17 protein-coding genes are annotated in these 20,850 nt (G+C 69.3%); 5 read left to right on the top strand and 12 right to left on the bottom strand.

The window, feature by feature from the left end; translation table 11 throughout:
* Positions 1-126: 126 nt before the first annotated feature.
* The 8 genes from QHF85_RS02190 to bla all read right to left on the bottom strand — a co-directional run bounded on the left by QHF85_RS02190 (position 127) and on the right by bla (position 12,119).
* Positions 127-5,295 carry an MYXO-CTERM sorting domain-containing protein gene (locus QHF85_RS02190; RefSeq protein WP_281325336.1) on the bottom strand — a complete coding sequence of 1,723 codons (5,169 nt, stop codon included), beginning with the start codon at positions 5,293-5,295 and terminating at the stop codon, positions 127-129.
* Positions 5,296-5,437: 142 nt separating this feature from the next.
* Positions 5,438-6,229 carry a hypothetical protein gene (locus tag QHF85_RS02195; protein WP_281325337.1) on the bottom strand — a complete coding sequence of 264 codons (792 nt, stop codon included), beginning with the start codon at positions 6,227-6,229 and terminating at the stop codon, positions 5,438-5,440.
* Between the two features lie 2 nt (positions 6,230-6,231).
* Complete coding sequence (locus QHF85_RS02200; RefSeq protein ID WP_281325338.1) at positions 6,232-6,999, bottom strand: hypothetical protein; 768 nt, start codon at positions 6,997-6,999, stop codon at positions 6,232-6,234.
* On the bottom strand, positions 6,996-7,739 hold the full coding sequence (locus tag QHF85_RS02205) for an ABC transporter ATP-binding protein (RefSeq protein WP_281325339.1): 744 nt from the start codon (positions 7,737-7,739) through the stop codon (positions 6,996-6,998). Before QHF85_RS02205 ends, QHF85_RS02200 begins: the two co-directional genes overlap by 4 nt.
* Positions 7,736-8,398, bottom strand: coding sequence for a TetR/AcrR family transcriptional regulator (locus QHF85_RS02210; protein ID WP_281325340.1), 663 nt, complete (start codon positions 8,396-8,398; stop codon positions 7,736-7,738). The genes QHF85_RS02205 and QHF85_RS02210 overlap by 4 nt, the downstream gene beginning before the upstream one ends.
* A gap of 101 nt (positions 8,399-8,499) precedes the next feature.
* Complete coding sequence (locus QHF85_RS02215; protein WP_281325341.1) at positions 8,500-8,826, bottom strand: hypothetical protein; 327 nt, start codon at positions 8,824-8,826, stop codon at positions 8,500-8,502.
* Positions 8,827-9,017: 191 nt separating this feature from the next.
* A complete protein-coding gene (locus tag QHF85_RS02220) occupies positions 9,018-10,931 on the bottom strand; it encodes a chloride channel protein (RefSeq protein ID WP_281325342.1) in 1,914 nt (637 codons plus the stop codon).
* 186 nt (positions 10,932-11,117) lie between these two features.
* The gene (gene bla / locus QHF85_RS02225) at positions 11,118-12,119 is read right to left on the bottom strand and encodes a class A beta-lactamase (RefSeq protein WP_281325343.1); all 1,002 of its coding nucleotides are present in this window, start codon (positions 12,117-12,119) and stop codon (positions 11,118-11,120) included.
* A 127-nt stretch (positions 12,120-12,246) separates the two neighbouring features.
* Between bla and QHF85_RS02230 the strand changes: the two genes are divergently transcribed.
* Positions 12,247-12,747: a hypothetical protein gene (locus tag QHF85_RS02230; protein WP_281325344.1), complete on the top strand. Its 501-nt coding sequence runs from the start codon at positions 12,247-12,249 to the stop codon at positions 12,745-12,747.
* 10 nt (positions 12,748-12,757) lie between these two features.
* Positions 12,758-13,210: a YetF domain-containing protein gene (locus tag QHF85_RS02235; RefSeq protein ID WP_281325532.1), complete on the top strand. Its 453-nt coding sequence runs from the start codon at positions 12,758-12,760 to the stop codon at positions 13,208-13,210.
* Positions 13,211-13,229: 19 nt separating this feature from the next.
* Here QHF85_RS02235 and QHF85_RS02240 read toward each other — a convergent pair whose 3' ends face one another.
* Entirely contained in the window at positions 13,230-14,057 is an 828-nt protein-coding gene (locus QHF85_RS02240) for a hypothetical protein (protein ID WP_281325345.1), read from the bottom strand.
* 116 nt (positions 14,058-14,173) lie between these two features.
* Positions 14,174-15,187, bottom strand: a complete 1,014-nt coding sequence (locus QHF85_RS02245; protein ID WP_281325346.1) for a Rieske 2Fe-2S domain-containing protein — start codon at positions 15,185-15,187, stop codon at positions 14,174-14,176.
* 51 nt (positions 15,188-15,238) lie between these two features.
* Between QHF85_RS02245 and QHF85_RS02250 the strand changes: the two genes are divergently transcribed.
* From QHF85_RS02250 to QHF85_RS02260, 3 genes are all read left to right on the top strand, one after another.
* Positions 15,239-16,288 (top strand): AraC family transcriptional regulator, encoded by a 1,050-nt coding sequence (locus QHF85_RS02250; RefSeq protein WP_281325347.1) that lies wholly within the window; start codon positions 15,239-15,241, stop codon positions 16,286-16,288.
* A 382-nt stretch (positions 16,289-16,670) separates the two neighbouring features.
* A complete protein-coding gene (locus tag QHF85_RS02255; RefSeq protein WP_281325348.1) occupies positions 16,671-17,693 on the top strand; it encodes a methyltransferase in 1,023 nt (340 codons plus the stop codon).
* 89 nt (positions 17,694-17,782) lie between these two features.
* Entirely contained in the window at positions 17,783-19,024 is a 1,242-nt protein-coding gene (locus tag QHF85_RS02260; RefSeq protein WP_281325349.1) for a cytochrome P450, read from the top strand.
* Between the two features lie 10 nt (positions 19,025-19,034).
* On the opposite strand, the gene QHF85_RS02265 is transcribed toward QHF85_RS02260, so the two are convergent.
* Positions 19,035-20,030, bottom strand: a complete 996-nt coding sequence (locus QHF85_RS02265) for an LLM class flavin-dependent oxidoreductase (protein WP_281325350.1) — start codon at positions 20,028-20,030, stop codon at positions 19,035-19,037.
* Positions 20,031-20,114: 84 nt separating this feature from the next.
* Complete coding sequence (locus QHF85_RS02270) at positions 20,115-20,741, bottom strand: hypothetical protein (RefSeq protein WP_281325351.1); 627 nt, start codon at positions 20,739-20,741, stop codon at positions 20,115-20,117.
* Between the last annotated feature and the right edge of the window lie 109 nt (positions 20,742-20,850).

Here is a 20,850-nt window from a genome sequence, read left to right on the forward strand (position 1 = left end):
AATGTTACCCGTGAGGGCACAAAAGATCGCGACGACCGCGTCGGGCGGGGTATCCGTCTCGAAGGTTCGGGGGGGATGCCGCGCCCGGTCAGGGCGCGGCGGGGAGGGAAAACGAGAGGGAGAGAATCAGGCCGAGCGACGACGCCGACGCAGCCCGAAGGCCGCCACGACGATCAGCGCGCCCAGGCCGCCGGCCGTGGACGAATCCGACGCCGTCCGGCAGCCGCAGCCGCCGTCATTGGTCGTCTGTCCGCCGCCCGCGCCCGCCGCGCCGCCAACGCCGCCGCCCATACCACCGGCGCCGCCGTTGCCGCCGTTGCCGCCATTGCCACCGGCGCCGCCGTTGCCGCCCGTGCCACCATTGCCGCCCGCACCGCCAGCGCCGCCATTGCCGCCGGCGCCGCCATTGCCACCAGCTCCGCCCGCGCCGCCGCCTCCGCCAGCGCCCATGGCCGGCACGCACCATTCCATGACCGGATCACACTCGTAGTCCGGGGCGCACATGCTGTCGTTCGTGCAGCTCGTCGCGCACTTCGTCCCATCGCACGCGTACCCGGGCACGCACGAGGTCTCCGTGCCTGCGGCGCACGTGCCATTGCCGTCGCACGTGGACGGGTTCGTCTGCGAGGTCCCCATGCACTTGCCCGCCGCGCACTCCGTGCCCGACGCGTAGAGCGCGCAAGCGCCACTGCCGTTGCACTGGCCATTCTGGCCGCAGGTCGAGGGCACCTGGGCCGCGCACTCGCTGTCCGGATCCGTGCCGTTCTTGATCGGACCGCACTCGCCGTCCGCGCCCTGGCCCTTCTTCGCCGTGGAGCAAGCCACGCAGCCGCCGTTGCACGCGGCGTCGCAGCAGACGCCGTCCACGCAGAAGCCAGAGCTGCACTCCGACACGTTCGAGCAAGGCGCGCCCGGCGAGCCCGCCGGCTTGCAAGCGCCCGCCGTGCAGACGTTGCCCGGCAAGCACTCGTTACTGTTCGTGCAGGGGTTCTTGCACGTGCCGCCCGAGCAGACGTACGGCGCGCAGTCCTGCCCCATCGCGTCGTTCACGCATTGACCCGACCCATTGCAGATCTGGCCCGTGACCGTGCTGCCCTGGCAGGTGCTCACCCCGCAGGAGGTGCCCTGCGGATGGAGCTGACACGCGCCCGAGCCATTGCAAACGCCGGTCTGTCCGCAGCTCGACGCCGCCTGCGTCACGCATTCGTTGTCGGGATCGACGCCGAGGGCGATCGGCCCGCACACGCCGTCCGTGCCGCTGCCCTTCTTCGCCACGGTGCACGCCTGGCAAAGGCCGCCGCACGCCGTGTTGCAGCAGACGCCGTCGACGCAGGAGCCCGACGCGCACTGGCCATTCATCATGCACGCGGCGCCGTTCGCGAGCGGCGGGACGCACGCGCCCATCACGCAGGCGTTGCCCGCCGCGCAATCGGCGCTCGTCGTGCACGCGCCCTGGCAAGCGCCGCCCGAGCACGCGTACGGCGCGCAGTCCTGCCCCGCCGCGGACGGGATGCACGTGCCCACGCCGTCGCAGACCTGGCCCTTCAGCACCGTGCCCTGGCAAAGCGGGCTGCCGCAGGACGTGCCCGACGCGTGGAGCTGGCAAGCGCCGGCGCCATTGCATTGCCCCGTCCTGCCGCAGGTCGCGGCCGCCTCCGCCGAGCAGTCGCTGTCCGGATCCGCGCCGGCCACGATCGGCCCGCACGTCCCGTCCGCGCCCGCGCCCTTCTTGCCCGCCGAGCACGCCTGGCACGTGCCCGTGCAGCTCGTGTTGCAGCAGACGCCGTCGACGCAGTTCGCCGACTGGCAATCGGAGTTCGCCGTGCACTGCGCGCCATTGCCGAGCAGGCCGACGCACGCGTTGTTGACGCACGAGAAGCCGGACGCGCAATCCGCGCCCGTCGTGCACGAGGACTTGCACATGTTCGCCCCGCACGCGTACGGCGCGCAGCTCGTCGGCATGCCACTCGCCGCGCACGTCCCCGCGCCGTCGCAGGTCTGCGGCTGGAGCGAACCGCCATTGCAGGTCGAGCCGCAGCTCGTGCCCGAGGCGTAGAGCTTGCACGCGGCCGCGCCGTTGCAGCTCCCGTTCGTGCCGCACGAGCTCGCGCCCTGGTCGGTGCACTCGTTGTCGGGATCGGTGTCGATCTTGATCGGTCCGCAGACGCCGTCGGTGCCCGCGCCCTTCTTCGCCGCGGTGCACGCCTGGCAGGTGCTCGTGCAGGCCGCGTCGCAGCAGACGCCGTCCGCGCAGAAGCCGCTCACGCATTGCGCGCCGATCGAGCACGCCGCGCCGTTCGCGCCGGGCGAGACGTCCGAGAGGACACGCGCGCGGGCCCGATCCGAGCCGTAGGGCTGCTGCGGGTCGAACCGGTAGTACGCGGCGAGGACCTCCTGCGGCTTGCCCGCCGCGAGCTGCGGCCGGAGTTCGTGCTGCAGCGCGTCGTTCGCCACGACGAACCCGCTCGCATCCTTGTTCGTGCCGGTGCTCGAGATGCGCGCGCCGTAGATGTCTTGATAGTTCTGGGTCGTACGATCGTCCTGCCAGACGACCCAGTACTGCGTGCCGTCCCAGGCCGTGGCGGGGAAGCTCTGGGTGTTCACCGCGCTGCTCACGTTGATGCCGACGACGTCGAGCACCGTACCCGCGGCGTTCACGCGGGCGCCGCGCACGTTGGAGTCGTCGTTCCAGGCGACGAACCAGTCCACCCCGTTCGACGCGACCGCGGCGTTCGTCTCCGCCGAGCCCACGACGGCCGAGACGGGGATCGCGAGCGCGCCCGGGTCGAGGACCACGCCGGCGGGCGTCACGCGCGAGCCGAAGATGTCGTTCGCGTTCGTCGGCTTGGTCCAGGCGACGAGATAGTTCGTGCCGTTGTACGCGACCGCGGGCAGCGACCCGCCGCCGGTCGAGACCTTGACGCCCGCGGGATCGAGCACGGTCGACGACGGCGCGACGCGCGCGGCGAAGATCTCCGCGCTCGTCGCGTCGCGCCACGTGACGAGCCAGTTCGTCCCGTCCGCGGCGAGGGCGGGGTTCGTCTGGTTGCCGGCCGCCGTGTTCACCGGGATGCCGCCGGCGTCGAGCACGGCGCCCGTGCTGGAGACACGCGTGGCGAAGATGTCGTCATTGCCGCTGCCATTGCGCCGGTCCTGCCAGGCGACGAGCCAGTCGACGCCGTTCGCCGCGACCACGGGCACGTACTGCGAGTTCGTCGCTTCCGAGATCGCGAAGCCCGCGGGATCGAGCACGGCGCCCGTGCTGGAGAGGCGCGCGCCCCAGATGTCGTTCGTGAGTCCCGGGCGCGCGTCCTCCCAGACGACGAGCCAGTTCGTCCCGTTGAAGGCGGCGCGCGGCGTACGCTCGTCGTTCGCCGCGCGGGAGAGCAGCGTGCTCGTTGCGTCGATCTTGACGAGCGCGTTCGACAGGCGCAGCCCGTAGATGTCGGCTGGGCTGTTCGCGTTGTTCCCGCGCGTGTCGTAGAAGGCCGCGTAGAAGTTCGTCCCGTCGTGCGCCGCGCCGACGTAGCTACGGCTGCCCATCTCGCTCGTCAGCGGCGTGGCCCCGATGAGCACCGCCCCGCCCGAGCTCACGCGAGCGCCGAAGGCCTGGTTCGAATCGTCCCAGAATACGCCGTAGCCGTTGCCCGCGAAGGTGACGGTGACCTGCGCGGGATCGGTGTTGAGGACGCCGTTGCCGATGGTGAAGCCGTTCCCCGCGTCCATGATCGCGCCGGCCGACGAGATGCGCTGGCCGTAGATGTTGTTCGCGTTGCTGTAGTTGTCCCACGCGAGCAGCCAGTTCACCCCATCCGACGCGATCCCGAACTCCGAGTACGGGCAAATCGACGAGCCGCTGCAGGCGACGATGTCACTCGCGTCGAGCACGGTGCCGGCCGGAGATACACGTCGCGCGCCGACGCGGTAATAGGTCGACCCCGTGTAGCTGTTGTACGCGACGAGGTAGTTCGTACCGTTCCAGGAGACCGCCGTGTCGTTCGCGACGTACGTCAGCGACGTGATGGCCACGTTCGACGGGTTCACCGTGCCGTTCGTCCCCACGAAGTTGCCGCGAATCTGGCTCGAGAGCGTGTGCACGACGAAGTAGTTCGTGCCGTCGAACGCGATCGACGGTTGGCTCTTGCCGCCGCCGCTCGTGACCGCGATCCCGTTCGGATCCTGCACGACACCGGCCGCGGTGACGCGGGCGGCGTAGATGTCGTCGGCGCTGTTGCGGCTGTCGACCCAGGCGACCATCCAGTCCGTGCCGTTGGTCGCCACGACCGGCTGCGATTGGTTGCCCTTCGCGACCGCGATCGGGATGCCCGACGTATCGAGCACGGTGCCGGCCTGCGACACGCGCACGCCGTACACGTCCGCCGTGCTCTGATAACGCTCGTCCATCCAGACGACGAGGAAGGTCCCGCCCGCGTACGAAACGACCGTCTCGTACTGGCCTCGGTTCGCCGCGGCATATACGGGCGTGTCGATCGCGATCTCGGGCCCGATCACGGGATCGAGCACCGCCGGATACGCGCTCGCGTCGAGCACCGACGCGGGCACGCGCAGCACGATGCGCCCGTCCACGAAGTCCGCGTCGACGTGCGTGCGCACGCCCTTCGCGTCGATCCATGTGGCCACGCCGTAACGCACGCCGAGCCCGGTCACGGGATCCGCGAAGTGCAAGCCGCCCTCGGTTTCGCCGAGGAAATCCTCGCCCGTTACGGCGATCTTGACCTCGAGATCGCCCTCGCCCGCCGGGCGCTCGGCGAATTCGAAGCTCTGCTCGACGCCCTCCTCGTCGTTCTCGAGGTGCTCGATCACGGCGCCGCGCTGGATGCCGAGGCTCGCGTCGGGCCGGATGGCGGCCTTGCCGGAGCGCCCCTCCGCGATCGACCTTCCGCCGCGGGTGATGCTCTCGAGCGACGCGACGAACGGCGCCGTCGCGCCCTCCTCGGGCGCGACGAGATCACTCTCGCTCGGCCACACCGTGAGCGCCTCGGGGCTCGCCTTGACGGCGTACGTCGCGTGCCCTGCCGAGAACACCCCGCCCCCAGCGCGATACCCGAAGTGCGTCCGCCGCATGACGGTGTCGAGATCGATCGCCTCGGTCGGGTTTGTCGCGGCCGGGGCCGGCGCCGTCGCGCCCGCGGTCTCCTGCGGGCCCGCGCTGCGCCCTTCGCTGCTACACCCTGCGAGCGCGGCGAGGATCAGGCCGTGACAAAACCAGCCTATCGTCGCGACGCGGCGCCTCGTGCGCGCCGCGCGCGTGAATGAAACGGATCGAGATTGCATATCTCCCACCAGGTGAATGCTCGCCCCGCAATACGTCGCCGCGGCTCGACGAGACCGCGGCCGTTCGGGGCGTTCGGGGCGGCATCGGACAGCACCGGCCGGCGCCCGTCAAGGCCGCGGCTGGGCATTTTGACGCGCCAGGTCACCGGGCGTCGGCGCGTTCGAGCACGCGGCCTGCGATCCGCACGAAGAGCGCGCAGAGCGGAGCCACAAGGACGAGCACCAAAGGTCCGAGCCACGCGGCGGCAGCGTCGTGCCAGACGAGGCTGGGCATGGTGATCGCGGATCGAAGGATCACGCGGCCCTCGTAGACGTCAGGCCGATAAATCATGACGGCCGAAGGCATGAGGGGGCCGAGCCAGACGAGGGATCCGACGAGCAGCGCGTGGAAAGCGTCGCGCATGCGCACGAGGAGCGGCAGGAGCATCGCGAGCAGGAGGAGCGCGAACGCGGTCAGGAAGAGCCCTCCGCCGAGCGCGCCGGCGGCGCTGACCATGTCGCCCGGCGCGAGGTACGGGAGGATCGAGAGCCCCGTGGCGATCGCGACGGCCGCGCCGGTCGCCGCCGCGGCGCCGAGAATGGGCCAGACGCGCGCGGCGAGGAGCACGCGGGCGTGGAGGGGCTTCGCGAGCAGGACTTCGAGCTGCCCCTCTTCCCGCGCGGTGACGATGGCGCCGAGCAGGCCCGCGAGCCCCACGAAGAACGGCGCGAAATAGGCGGCCATCAGGTCGTTGATGAGCAGGACCGACGCGATCCCCTGGATGTCGAACGCCCGTTCGAGGAAGTGAAGCGCGCGCGGTGGGAAACGCACGAGGATGGCATGGGTCCCGAGCACGCAGAGGCCGCCGAGGATCGCCGCTGCGATCGGCGCGCGGCGCGGCGCGTGTCGTGCCTCGAGGAGGAAATAATCTCGGAGCGAAGCGGTCTCCGTCATGATCAAGCCTCCATGCGACGCACACCGGCGGCGCCCATCGCGATCGCGGTGATCGAGAGAAGCGAGAGCGCGATCGTCGGCGGCGCGAGATCGGCCGCGCCGAGATGATCGAGGTTTCCGAGCGCGAGCGCGCCGAGCGACATCGGGTTCACGAGCGTCAGCGTCCGCCACGCTGGCTGGTAAAACCCGACGAGCGACAAACCGAGGAGCAGGCCGAGCACAGCGAGCCCGAGGAGCGCGGAGGCGCCGCGGTGCTTCACCCAGGCGGCGATCGCCGCCGAAAACCCGGTCGCGAAGATCGCCGCGAAGAGATGCGGGGTCATCGCGGCGAGGAAGGTCAAAGGCTCGAAGCCCGGCACGCGCGCGGAAAAGTACACGAGGCCGAGGAGCTGCGCGCCCACGTGGAGCGTGGCCATGACGGCGCACGCGCTGACGGCGCGCAGCGCGAAATACCGCGACATCGAGAGGGGTTTGGCCGCGAGGATCGAGAGCACGCCGACGTCACGCTCGCGCAGGACGACGCCGCTCGCGAGGACGACCGGGAGGAACGCGATGATCTTGTTCATCGCGAGGTCGATCCACACGTACATGAAGATCACGAACGGGCCGCCGTGGCCGAACCACGTCGAGATCGCTTCCTGCACGTGCGCGGGCGGGCGCGCGAGGATGACCGGAATGGAGAGCACCGCGTAGAGGAGCATGGCGCCGCAGAGCCACGTCTTGCGCTCGCGCAGCGTCGCGAGATAGTCGAGCCACTGGAGCCGGATCATGCGGCCGCCTTGCGCACGAGCGCGAGGTAGAGGTCATCCATCGTGCGCGCGCCGTGCTGCTCTTTGAGGGGATCGACGTCGCCGAATGCGACGAGCCGTGCCCGGTGCAGGACCGCCACGCGGCGGCATAGCGCCTCGACGTCGGAGAGGATGTGCGACGAAAAGACGACGGTGACGCCCTTGTCGCGCGCGAGCTCGCGCAGGAGCTCCAGCAGCTCGTGGCGGCCGAGCGGATCGAGGCCCGAGGTCGGCTCGTCGAGCAAGAGCACGCGCGGCTCGTTGATGAGCGCCTGCGCGAGCCCCACTTTCTGCGTCATGCCGGTGGAGAAGCCGCGCAGCGCTCGATCCGCGTCCCGCGCGAGGTCGAAGCGCTGGAGGAGCGCCTCGGCCCGCTCCGCGACGACGCTTCGCGGGAGCGCGAACATGGCACCGACGTAATGCAAGAACTGGCGGGCCGTCATGTCCGGCGGGAGCGTGTAATGGGCCGGCAAATAGCCGGCGGTGCGGCGAATTTCGAGCGTCTCGCGCCCGACCTCCCGGCCGAGCACGCGCGCGGCGCCGGACGTGAGGGGCGTCAAGCCGAGGAGCATGCGGAGCGTCGTCGTTTTGCCCGCGCCGTTGTGGCCCATGAACCCGAAGACCTCGCCGGGCTCGACCGCGAACGTGACGTCGTCGACGGCCGTGACCTTTCCAAACCGCTTCGTCAGGCCCTCTACTTCGATTGCATGCGTGGTGGTCATCGCCTGGATCTCCTCGGGGGCGTGGGTTTCACGGGCGGCGGGCTCTTCGGCGCGGAGAGGCCCGCGCGAAAGACATCGACGATCGCGTCGAGCGCGCGCTCGGTCGAAAAGAGGCCGAGCTCGGCGATCATGCCGAGGTGCTGCGGCGCGAAGCGCAGGACGCCGATCACGATCGGGACCGCGTCGCGATCGATGTCGGCGCGAATCTCGCCGCGCGCGATTCCCTCGTCGACCCAGCCGCGGATCATGGCGAGCTGCGCCTTGCCCTCCTCGACCTTCTGCGAATCGGAGGTGAGCCCGAGCGCGCGGAGATCCGGGTCCTCGCGGAGCAGCTTTCCGAACATGGGGTCAGCGAGGAGCTGTCGATACGCGAAGCGCAGCGTGGCCACGAGGCGCTCGAGCGGCGACTCGATCGACATGACCTCCTCGGCATACCGAGCGCCGATCGCCGCGAACGACTGCTCGACGACCTCGCGCAGGAGCGACTCCTTGTCGGCGAACTCGAGATAAAGCGCGCCTTTCGCGCAGCCCGCCTCGGCCGCGACCGCGTCGAGGTTCGTCCCCTTGAAGCCGTGCTGGGTGAAGTGCCGCCGCGCCGCTTCGAGGATGCGCTGCCGCCTGGCAGGATCACGGGGCTTCTGGCTACGTCGCGCGACCATCACGACCAAGTTGACTCATCTGGTCGTTCGAGTCAACTTCGAAGATGCGAGAGCGAGCCCGCGGGTCCCGCGAGCTCGCTTCCGCGAGGCGACGGGCCCCGCTAGTCGATGTCCTCGCCGCGCGCCACGGTCTTGCCGTCCGGCGTCACGGCGACCTCGAGCTTCTCTTTCCCTTTTTTGATCTCGGCCTTGTACTGGACCTGGCCGTTCTTCAGGGTGACCTGCTCGACCTTCTTGATTTCACCTCCAGCAGCCCAGGTATTGATGGCGTTCTGCGCCGCGGTGGGCAGGTTCGCGAACGCGACCTCCTGCTTCTTGGCGTCCTTGTACGCCTCCTTGAGCGGGTGTTCGTCGGCCACCGCAATGGCAGGCGACGCGAGCACCCCGATCGCGAGCGAGGCGAGCAGCGGCCGGAATATGCGGTTCATGATCATCTCCTTCCGGTTGATTGCCTGCCGCGGTCTTCGCGGAAGGCTCCCAGCCCCGCGCATGCGAGTCCGGTGCCGTTTTCCGCGTGAACACGAGGCACAGCCATCGCGCCCCCGCCATGCCGGGAGAGCGAAAGGAGAGCGGAGCGAGGGCACGCCCGTGCCTCGCCACGCCCCGTTCGAAGCCAGGATCAAGCCGCCCGCTCTTCGCGCGGCGTCGCCTCCAGATACGCGCGCCCCACCTCGGATTCGTCGAGGAAACCCACGATCTTTCCCGCGTCGTCGACGACGGGCACTTCCCGCACGCCCTGCGCGAGCAGCACCTCGGTCGCCTTCCTCAAATCGTCGTCCGGCCGCACGGTCACCGGCGGCTGCATGGCGTCGGCCGCGACGGTCAATGCTTCGAGCTCCCGCTCCGTGGCGAGCAGGCGCACGATGTCACTCGTGATGACCCCGGCCATTTTGCCCTGCTCGTCGAGCACGGGAAAGACGTCCTGCCAGCCCGTGTCCGCCGCGAGGCGGAGGACCTCGGGCACGGGCGTCGCGAGCCCGAAATGGACGAAGGGCCGGCCAGCGATCATCACGTCGGCGACCTTGAGCGAGCGGAGCACGTCGAGCACGCCCGGCGGATGCGCGGGGGAGTCGCGCTGCGTGGGGACCTGCGCCGAATAAAGCGAGCGGTCGCGCAGCGCCACGAATGCAATGCCCTCGGCGAGCATGAGCGGGACGAGCAGGTCGTAGCTGCCGGCCAGCTCGCAGACCATGACGAGCGAGCCGAGCGGCACGTGCGCGACGCCCCCGTAAAACGTGCCCATGCCGACGAGCGCGAACGCGCCGGGATCGATGCGCGGGTCCCCGATCGAGAGCGCCGCGATGCGGCCGAACGCTCCCCCGACGAGCCCGCCGATCGCAAGCGAGGGAGCGAAATCACCCGCGCTTCCCCCCGTGCCGATGGTGAGCGAAGCCGCGACGATCTTGAACACCGCGAGCGCCGCGAGCAGCTCGACGCCCTGCCAGCCCTCGGGCAGCCACGACGCGCCCGTGATGGCCACCTGCGCGGCGCCATACCCGCCGCCGAGGACGCCGATTCCCTGCCCGTCCGGCAGGATGTACCGCGACCCGAGCAGCATGAGCAATGGCACCGCCACGAGCCCGAGCACGAGCCCGCCGACGCCGGGGCGCGCCCAATCGGGGACCGGCAGCCGCGCGGATACGCGCTTCACGAGCGCCATCACCTTGAGAAAGGCGATCGCGCAGAGCGCGACGAAGATGGCGAGCAGCGCATACAGCGGCAGGTGCGCCGGGACAAACGGATATCGCGGGGCGTGCGCGAAGAGCGTGGACTCGCCGAAGACGGAGATGAAGACCGAATACGACACGACGCTCGCGAGCAGCGCGGGGATGAGCGCGTCGCTCTCGACGTCGTCGCGATAAAGGACCTCGGTGGCGAGCAGAGCAGCACCGAGCGGGGTCCGGAAGATCGCGCTCATGCCGGCCGCAACGCCGGTGATCATGAGGATCCGCCGCTCGCGCGCCGAGACGTTCAACGTTCGGGCGACGAACGACCCGAAGGCCGCGCCGATCTGCATCGTCGGCCCCTCCCGCCCGCCCGCGCCGCCGGTCCCGAGCGTGAGCGCGGAGGCGAGCGCCTTCACCCAGATGACGCGCCGGCGGATGAAGCCGCCGTGACGGTGGAAGGCCTCGATCATCGCGTCGCCGCCGCCGCCGCGGCATTCGGGCGCGAGGCGCGTGACGAGGCCGCTCGCAAGGCCGCCGAACGCAGGCAAGAGCACGAGCAGCCAGGGCCGGAACACGCCCATGGCGTGCTCGCCGAAGAACGACTCGCCCGAGGCCCGGAGCGCGCGGTAGCCGGCGAGGCCCGAGAGGAAGAATCGATCGAGAAGCTCGATTGCCGCGAAAAACACGACCGCGACGACGCCCGCCCCGGCCCCGACGAGCGCCGCGTGGAGCAAGGTGCGTCCGACGAGGCGCAGGTCGATGGGCGAGGCGTCGACGAGGAGCGCGGAGAGCAGGCCCTGCGCGCGCTGCGACGGGAGGGGCGTCCGCGTGACGGAAACGCCGTTTTTTTCCGAAGATGGATCCATTTCGCGGCTCGTCTGGCGTGCGTCCGACTCTAGCACGAGGGCCGCGGGGCATCCGTGCCCTCGTCCCAAACAAATTTGCACTCAAACGAACATCGTACGGGTTCGTACGTCATGGCGCGGCTGAGGACGATGCCTCGGCGAGGGCGCGGGGTCAACGATGCGGACCGCGCGCCGCGCGTCGACCCCTCACGGTGGGCTCGTCATGGCCCCCACGGCGGCCCGCGCGACATCTGCCAGGGCCGCCTCGCGCGCCTCCTCCGGCGCGCTCGAATCGGTCAAGAGGGCCACGACCACGAGCTTTCGCCCGTCTGGCAGGGCCACGATCCCGATGTCGTTCGTCGCGCCACTGCGACCCTCGGTAACGGAGGAGGTCCCGGTTTTATGCGCCAAACGCGCGTCCGGCGGCAGGCCGGCGCGGAGCCTCCGAGGACCGGTCTTCGTCGCGTACATGATGTCGAGCAGCACACGCGTCGAGGCGGGCGCGAGCATCTCCCCGCGGTCGAGCTTCAAGAGGAAATCCGCGGCGGCCTCGGGCGTGGTCGTATCCCGGGGATCTTGCAGGTAGGCCTCGAAGGCGCGCACCTGTCCGTCCTTCGGCAGCCGCGCGACCGCGGCGTCCATCCCCTCGCAGGTGGACATGGCAGGTTCGTACGCGGCGAGCCCGTGGAACTGGAGCTGCAAATCGCGCTCGTATCGATCGACGTGCAGCCCGTTCACGCCCGACCGTGAGAGCAAGGCATTCACGCTCTCGGGGCCGCCGATCCGATGCATGAGCACGTCCGCCGCCGTATTGTCACTCACGGCCACCGATTGCGTGAGGAGGTCGAGCACCGAGTACGATTGCGCCTCGCCCTGAAACGCCTCCGCGAGCGGGCTCCAGCAGACGCTCAGTTCGTCGCGACGCACCTCGATCTTCGTGTCGAGCGAGAGCGCGCCCGCGTCCACGCGCGCGAGCACCGCCGCGGCGAGCGGCGCCTTGAACGTGCTTTGCAGAGGAAAACGCTCGCCGGCGTGATGCACCCAGCGCTGCCCCGAGCTCGGCTCGACCACGGCGACACCGAGCCGCCCCCCCGAGCGGGCTTCGGCCGCGGTCACATCGCGTTCGAGGCGCGTCACGTCGAACGCGCGGGGCGGGGCTGCGCAAGCGCAGAGGAGGACAGCGGCGGAGAGGAGCGACAAACGTTGCATGATCCGCGACGAACGCACGAGGCCCGCGCGCCATTCCCGCGCCGACGTACGTCGAGGACGCCCCCGGACAAACGCGGGCGATTGACGCGCGCGCGGCCGGGTCCAAGGTTCGGCCGCAGGGGGAGCCGTGGTCGAAATCAAGCGAGCGGGCGATCTCGAGACGAGCGAGGACCTCGCCTTCGAGCGCACGAGCCGGCGCGTCCGTCGCGTCGCCCGGAGCCTGCTCTACGTGTTCGTGCTCCTCGCCGCGCTGGGTCTCTTCGGGGACGGTCCCTTGAGCCACGCCCGCGCCGGCCACGAATCCGGTTTTTTCGTCCGTTACGAGCGCTTCGCCCGCGTGGACGGCACGACCCGCTTCCAGATCCACCCCCATCCCGGGAGCTCCGCCGCCCCGCGCCGCCTCTTCGTGTCGACGTCGCTCTTCGAGCGCGGGCACGTGGAGCAATTCGTGCCCGAGCCCGCGTCGGTCGAGATTGCCGCGGATCGAAGCATCATCACGTTTCCGCGGGTCGAGTCCGGGGGCTTCGTCGTGCTCGTGATGCGCCCCTTGCGCCCCGGAGCTCTGCGCTTCTCCCTCGGCGAGGAGGGCGGCCCCACGCTCGATCTCGCGCTCTTCGTATACCCCTGAGGCCGTGGCGATGAACCTCGTCTTGCGCGCCGCCTGCGTTTACATGGCCCTCCTGTTCGTCTTCCGCGTCGCGGGCAAACGCTCGCTCGTGACGGTGACGACCTTCGATTTCCTGCTCCTGCTCATCATCAGCGAATGCACGCAGCAAGCGCTGCTCGGACAGGACTACTCCGTCACGGGCGCCATCATCCTCGTGGGGACACTCGTGAGCCTGGAGCTTGGTTTGTCATGGCTCAAATGCCGAAGCACGAGGTTCGAGCGCTGGCTCGACGGCACGCCGCTCGTCATCATCGAGGACGGGCGCATTCTGCGCGAGCGGCTCGCCTGGCTGAGCGTCGACGAGGAGGACATCCTGGAGGCGGCGCACGTGCAGCACGGCCTCTTGCGCCTCGATCAGATTCGCTACGCGATCGTCGAGCGCAACGGCGCGATCGCCATCATTCCGTGGCGTGAAGGGGGCTGAGGGCCCCCGCCCCGCCCGCTCATTCGACGCCGCCGAGCGCGTTCAGCGTCTTGCTCCACTTCTTCTCGGCCGCGATCTTCTTCGGCGATCGCTTGTCGTAGTCCGGCGTCGCGGACGCGGACCAGCCCGCGCTCGCGAGGAGCGTGACGTTCTTCGCCGCCTCGTCGTCGCTCTTGCCGAATTGCACGGCCTCCCAGACCGCGGTCTCGCCTCGGGGGCAAGCGTCCGGCTTGATCCCGTGGTCGATCGCCGTTTTGATGAATTCGTAGCTCCGACCCACGAGCGCGCAGCGGCGGTGGGCTTCAGGCCGTGTCGTCTCGCGCATGTCGGCGCCGGCTTCGAGCAGCAGGGCCAGGGCAGGGGCATTGTTGTATTGCGCGGCGCGACCCACGGCCTCATCGAGCGCGGCGCGGTCTGGCTTGCCGGCCAGCTCGGACTTGACGTCGTCGAGGTCGCCGTCGGTCGCATAGTACGCGAGCATGCTCCCGTAGGTCATGGTGAGCGCGACGATCTGGAGCCCACGGCCGGCCATCACGAGCAACGCGAGCGCGCCGAAGAGGATACCGGCACGCAGGAGCGGCTTGCCTTTGGCCTCGTTGAACTTGCGGCGCACGAACCCGCCGAAAACCGTGAGCGCCATGATGAGCACACCGGCCGCCGCGAGCCCCGCGACCTCGCCCCAGTGCTTCGGCAGCGGCGTGCTCGTGCCATACACCGAGAGCGCGAGATGGAGGTCGAACGCGGTGTTGAGCACGCCGACCAGGGCGACGAGCACGCAAGCTCCGCCGATGAGGATCCCCAAGAGCCCGACAATGCCCACGTCCGATGATGTCTTCGACTCCGCCATACGCCGCTCCTCGTTCGTCGAGCGGCACTTATGGCAGAAAGCCAACCCGATGGGAACAGGCGTCTACGGCCCCCGGACGGATACTCCCCGCGCGGCCTGCGAACTGCGTGTCCGCGTTAGAGAGGAGGTGAAAGCGCGTCGCCACGCACTGCACGGGAGAACAGCTTGTGCCATTGCGCGATGCCGAGGTCCGCGCGGACGAGCTTTTGGTCACGCACGTCAGGCTCGCGGGGCGACGTCGACATCAGCATGCGCCGATCGTCGGGTTGCACCAGGGCAAACTCGGCCCACAAGGAAAACGCCGCGAGGAGCTTGCCCACGAAGGGCACGTTCACGAAATATCGCGCGAAGATCCACGTCGCCTCGCGGTCGACCGGCGTGCACGCGACGACGCCCGACAAACGTGGCCCGAAGCGGAGGAGCAAGAGCCCGGGCAGCCGCGCGTCGATCCGAGCGCTGAAGCCACGCTTCGGGCCGTCCCCGGGCCTCCGGAGCGTACCGAATGTGCGTATCGTGTCCCCCTCGACCTTCACCTCGTAGGGGTCGAGCCGCGCCCCGATGCCGCGCAGATATCGGCCGTGCGCGAACGGCACGTGATGCAGGTCGAGCATCCCTTCCATCACGCGAAGCTGCGGCAGCGGCCACACGGTCTCGTGGTCCCACGCATGTCGATCCGTTTCGGGCAGCTCCTCGAACCACGGCAGCGGAGGCCGATCCGCGCGGACGCCCCCGTGCCATAACCACACGAGTCCGCGGTGCTCGCGCGCCTCGTATCGACGAATCGAAAGATCACGTCGACTCGGCTCGCCTTCGGGCTCGCAGGGCATCGCCGTACATGCGCCGTCCACCCCGAAACGAAAGCCGTGATACGGGCACGAAAGCTCGCCCGAAATCACGCGCCCGAGGCCGAGGTCCGCGCCGCGATGGGGGCAACGCGCGCCGTGGGCCACGATTTCGCCGGCCGCGCTCCGCCAGAGGACGAAGGACCGGCCCAGCCGCCGCACGGTCCGCGGTCGCTCGCGGACGTGACGCGCGGACGCGATGGGATACCAGCAGTCGCGCGGAAGCGAAGGCTCCGCGCCTTCGAGCATCGAGAGCGAGTGTCTTTCGCCGTGCGTTCGTTGTGGCATGTTCATGGAGCCCTCGACGGTCGAGGATGCGCCCCCCGAGGACCCTCGTCAGTGACATCGAACGCCAGAAACGCTGACTTCGCGCGACAACCGACCCACAACGCGCGCCTCGCGGGCCGCATCGTCGACGTCGCTGCGGCAAGCGGGACCGACACAACCGCCCTCTGCCATGCGGCGGGTCTTTCGGGCGAGGACCTCCGCTCGCCGGAGACGCGCGTGCCCCTCACCTCGATATACACGCTCGTGGAGAAGGCCGCGGCCGCGATCGCCGAGCCGCTCTTCGGCGTGAGGGTCGCATCGGGCGTCGACGTCGAGATCTTCGACGTGCTCGGCTTCCTCGTCCTCACGAGCCCCACATTTGGCGTGGCCATGGAGCGCACGCTGCGTTATCAGCGCCTCTGGAACGACGGCGAGCGATATTCGCTCGTCGTCGAGGCGGGGCGCGCGCACCTGCGTTACGAGCCCTTCGGCGCAGAGCGACGGGCGCACCGCCTCATGGCCGAGATGTTCGCCTTCGACGTCGGCGTGAACGCTCCCAAGCTCGTCGCCGAGCCTGCATTTGCCACGGCCATTCGATTTCGAGGTGAACCATCCTGCGACCGCGCGGCCTACGAGGCTGCATTCCATGCGCCCGTGACCTTCGCGTCCCCGATCGACGAAGTGGTCCTGCCCGCGAACATGTTCGAGAAGGCCATGCCGCTCGCCAACGAGGCCATGCACGCGTACTTCCAGCGCCACGCCGACGCGGCGCTCGCGCAGCTCGGCCCCGAAGCCTCGCTCCTCTCTCGATTGCGCACGTTCGTCGCCGATCGCCTGCCCGAAGGCGACGCCTCGCTCGCGGCGGCGGCGGCCTCGCTCGGCATGAGCAGCCGTACGCTCCAGCGAAGGCTACGCGCCGAGGGCACGTCCTTCGAGGACCTCGTCGACGGCGTGCGGCGCGCGCGCGCCATGGCCTACCTCGACGCGCGCGTCTCGATTGCAGAGGTCGCCTATCTCCTGGGATATGCGGAGCCAAGCGTGTTTCACCGCGCATTCAAGCGGTGGACGGGCATGACCCCCGAATCGTGGCGGGCGGCAGAGGCGCGCGGGACGTCGCGCTGAGGACCCGGCTCGGCGGCGGACCGTCGCTCTCGAAGTGCTCCCGCCGAGCACGCGTATTGCATCGAGCCTGAGCCAAAGGCGCGAGCTCGCAATACGACGCGTACACAAATTTGCAATACGTCTTCAACACGCCCTGCGTGCTCCCATCGCAGGAGAGGCGCGTCCCGTGCGGCGTTTCCTGGCTTGACAATGTCAGTATGGATAAGTACAGACACGCTGCCGCAAAACGCATGTGCGACGAGCGGCCCGTTCCCCTCCGGTCCTGGTACGGACACACCACGCCGGCCTTTTTCGTCCTTCTCTCCCGACCCTCGAAGGCAATTTTTTCGAAGTGAGCGCAGCGGAGCTCGAGCCCTCCTGCGCATCCATTGCGGAGTCATGCATGAACAACGCTATCGAAACGAACGACCTCTCGGTGCGGATGCGCTCCTTGGGCGTCTTCAACATGTGGATCTCGCGGATGATCTACGTCGCGGCGAAGCTCGGAATCGCGGACGCGATCCATGAAGGCCCGCGGAGCAGCGATGATCTCGCGGCCTCTTTGGGGGTCGACGCGACCGCGCTCCATCGAATGCTCCGGGCCCTCTCCGGGGCGGGGGTTTTCACCGAGCTACCGGAGAGGCAGTTTGCCTCGACGCCCCTCGGCGCAACCCTGCGCACCGGCGTCCCCGGCTCCATGCGCGACTTCGTGCTGCTGTTCGGCGGCGACGTCTATGCGCGCGCCTGGCTCGATCTGCTCTCCAGCGTGCAGTCCGGCAAGACGGCCGTCGAGCATGTCTTCGGCGCGCCGCTCTATCCTTATCTCGCGGGCCACCCCGAGGACGCGCAGCTCTTCGACAAGGCGATGACCAGCTTCACCTTCGTCGATACGAACGCGGCCGCCGCCCGTTATGATTTCTCCGCGGTCCGCACGGTGGTCGACGTCGGCGGAGGTCACGGCAGCCTCCTCGTCGCCGTCGTCGAGAGGAACCCGGAGCTTCGAGGGATCCTCTTCGATCAGCCGCACATCATCGAGGGGGCGCGGGCGCGAATCGCCGCGAGCGCAATCGCGTCGCGTTGCGAGGTGGTCGCCGGTGACTTCTTCGACGCCATCCCCAGCGCCGACGTCCACATGCTCAAGCACATCATCTGCAACTGGGACGACGACGCGGCCATTCGAATCCTGAAGAGCTGCCACCGCGCGCTCCCGCCGGGCGGGCGAATCCTGGTGATCGAATCCGTGATCGGCCTCTCTGCGCCCGCCGAGCTCCTCGACGTCCACCTCCTCACGGTGGTCGGAGGGCGCATGCGCACCGAGCAAGAGCATCGAGATCTGCTGGCTGCGGCGGGCTTCCGCCTGACGCGCCTGCTCCCCACCGACGTCGGCCTGCAGCACGTCGTCGTCGAGGGGATACGCGAGCCCTGACGTGGCCGGCGCGGCAAAGGGGGGGGGACGTCGCGAGAGAAACGACACATCACCACACATTCACGCACGGACCGCTTCCCCTGCACCCCATGGACCTATCTTTCGACCCGCGTCATCCTGATTTCATCGAGAATCCTTTCCCGACGCTCCTTCATTTGATGGAGCACGAGCCCGTCTTCTGGAGTGAGAAGCTCCATGGCTGGGTGCTCACGCGCCATGAACACGTGCGCGCATCGCTGCGTGATTCGCGGCTGTCGGCCGATCGCGTGCGCCCGTTCCTCGCCCATTTCAAGGGTCCGGAGCGTGAGGAGGTGCAAAACCTCGTCGCGGGCCTCTCGATGTGGGCCTCCTTCAACGAGCCCCCGGTGCACACGAGGCTCCGCAGCCTCATGAACAAGGCCATGACGTTGCCATCGATCCTGGCGCTCGAGCCGCGCGTGCACGCGCTCGCCGAGGAGCTGCTCGATACCGCGCTCGAGCGCGGCGAGATGGACATGATCGCCGATTTTGCCTATCCCCTCTCCGCGACGATGATCGCCGAGCTCTTCGGCGTGCCGCGCGCCGACGTCCCCTTGCTGAAGAAGTGGTCCGACGAGCTCGGCGCGTTCATCGTCCAGTCGCGCACGCTCACCAACAAGTATGCGATCGCGGCCGGCGGGCTCCGCGCCATGACATCCTATTTCGAGGACGTCATCGCGGAGCGGCGCCGGCGCCCGCGAGAGGACATGCTCTCGCGCCTCATCGCGGCCGAAGAGAAAGGCGAATTCCTGAGCGCGCAAGAGCTCTTCGCCTGCTGTGCGCTCCTCTTCTTCGCGGGGCACGAGACCACGACGCACCTGATCGGCAATGGCATGATCGCGCTCCTCCGCCACCCCATGGCGCTGGCCGAGCTGCGAGATCGTCGCGACGACGCCGCGCTGATGAGCTCTGCCGTCGAGGAGATGCTGCGCTGGGACGGGCCGCTGCTCATGATGGCGCGCGTCGCCTCGGAGGATGTCGAGCTCTCGGGCAAACGCATCCTGGCCGGCTCGCGCGTCTTCCTCATGATCGCCGCGGCGAACCGTGATCCGCGGGTATTTGCTGATCCGGCTCGCTTCGACATCCACCGGAAGGACAACCGGCACATCGCCTTCGGCAACGGCATTCACTATTGCATTGGAGCGCCGCTCGCCCGCCTCGAGGCGCGTGTCGCCTTCCCACGCCTGCTCGAACGCCTGCCGAAGCCCGAGCTGGCCACATCGAAGCTCGTGTGGCGGGACGCATTCGTGGTGCGCGGTGTCGACCAGCTCCCCATACGTTTCGCGCGGCCCTCCCCTGCCCCCGAACCTTGACCGCTCGAAATCAACCGTGTAGCTCTCGAAGCAGCGTATACGATCGCTTGCGCGCCTCTGCGTCCGGGATCGCGCATAGGACCATCAGCTCATCGACGCGGGTGGCATCGAGGAGGTGGTCGAGCTGCTTGCGCACGGACGCAGGATCGCCGACGACGTTTTGCGCGAGCCACTGCTCGGCGAACGCGCGCTCCTCCCATGTCCACGAATACGCCTCTGCCTCCTCCATCGTCGGATACGGATCACGTTTGCCCTGACGCACGCGCAAGAACGCGAGCGCGCTCGGGAGCGCCAGGCGCCGCGCCTCGGCATCGGTGTCGGCGACGATCACGATGGCCCCGATCATCGCTTCGGGCCGGGGCAGCGCGGCCGACGGGTGAAACGTGCCGCGGTAGAGCTCGAGGGCGGGCAGCGTATTGGCTTGGCTGAAATGGTGGGCAAACGCGAAGGGCAAGCCGCGCCGGCCGGCGAGCCGGGCGCTGTAGCCACTCGAACCGAGCAGCCAGATGGGCGGTTCATTGCCGAGCGCGGGCACGGCGCGAATGCCGTGGTAAGGGTGACCCTCGCTGAACTGGCCGCGGAAGAACCCATAGAGCTCGTCGAGCATCGCAGGCAGGCCGTCACCCGTGTCTTCGCGGCCCAGGGCCGACGCCGTGAGGGGGTCCGTCCCCGGGGCGCGGCCGATGCCGAGGTCGATGCGGCCGGGAAAAAGCGCCTCGAGCGTGCCGAATTGCTCCGCGATCGCGAGGGGCGCGTGGTTGGGGAGCATCACGCCGCCGGAGCCCACACGAAGGGTCGACGTCGCGGCGGCGACCTGCCCAATCAGCACCGCAGGCGCGGCCGATGCGATGCCGGGCATGGCATGATGCTCGGCAAACCAGTACCGACGGTATCCGAGCGCCTCGACGTGGCGCGCGAGCTCGATGCTCTCGAGGAACGCCGAGCGCGCGCTGGAATCCTGCCGAACGGGCGCCAGATCGAGCACGGAAAGCGGAATCCGGTTCATTCGAATCTTTTTGGGAGCGCGCGCCGAGGATGTCAAGCTCGGCCCTCGCTCCGACCCGGATCCCGTTCCAGGACAAACCCCGGGCTAACTCGGCGGTGGGCCCTCGTTGTCGAGGTGCTTCTGCAAAAGCCCGAGCTTGTTCCGCGCGGAGAGGACCTGCTGCCGCAGCGACTCCGCCTCCCGCGAGAGGTCCTGCGCTTCGGCGTCGCGGGCGTCGAGCATGAGCTGCTGCGCGCCCTCGACCACCGCGCCGAGCCCTTCGAGCGCCTGCGCGATCGAGGCCCGCAGCTCGGCGCGATCGGAGCCGTCCCCGGGCTCGCGTTTGACCGCCGCAGCGCGCTGCATGATCACGTTGACCTCGGCCGCGCGCGCGCCGAGTTGCGCGAAGCGCTCCCGCAGCTCCAGAAACTTCGCGGCGCACGCGTCGATCTCCACCACGCGGGCGTTGATGGTCGCCGCCGCGGCGGCCTGCCGGTCACGCGCGGCGTTCACGGCCTCGACGAGCGACTTCAAGTGCTCGGCGAAGCGCGACTGCGAAGCGGCCGCGTCGCTCGTGGCCCGCGCCGCCTGCTCGAGCCCCTTCTGCGAGCTCAGCGGCGCCCGCGCGACTCCCGCGGCGAGATCCTCGAAGCGCCGCAGCTCCTGCTCCAGGGCGAGCGCTGCGGCCGCAAGCTCGCCTCCCTCGCCTCGACGACGATCGTCCTTGCTCATACGACGAGCATACCCACGCACGCACCGGGCGCGCCATAGCCCATGCGCTCCACGCGCACGCGAGGGGCGCGGGCGGGCCCACCCCTTCCGGTCGTCGGGGCCGGGCGAA

It is taken from the genome of Polyangium sp. 6x1 (assembly GCF_029946515.1).
In the GTDB taxonomy this organism is placed as follows: Bacteria; Myxococcota_A; Polyangia; order Polyangiales; family Polyangiaceae; genus Polyangium.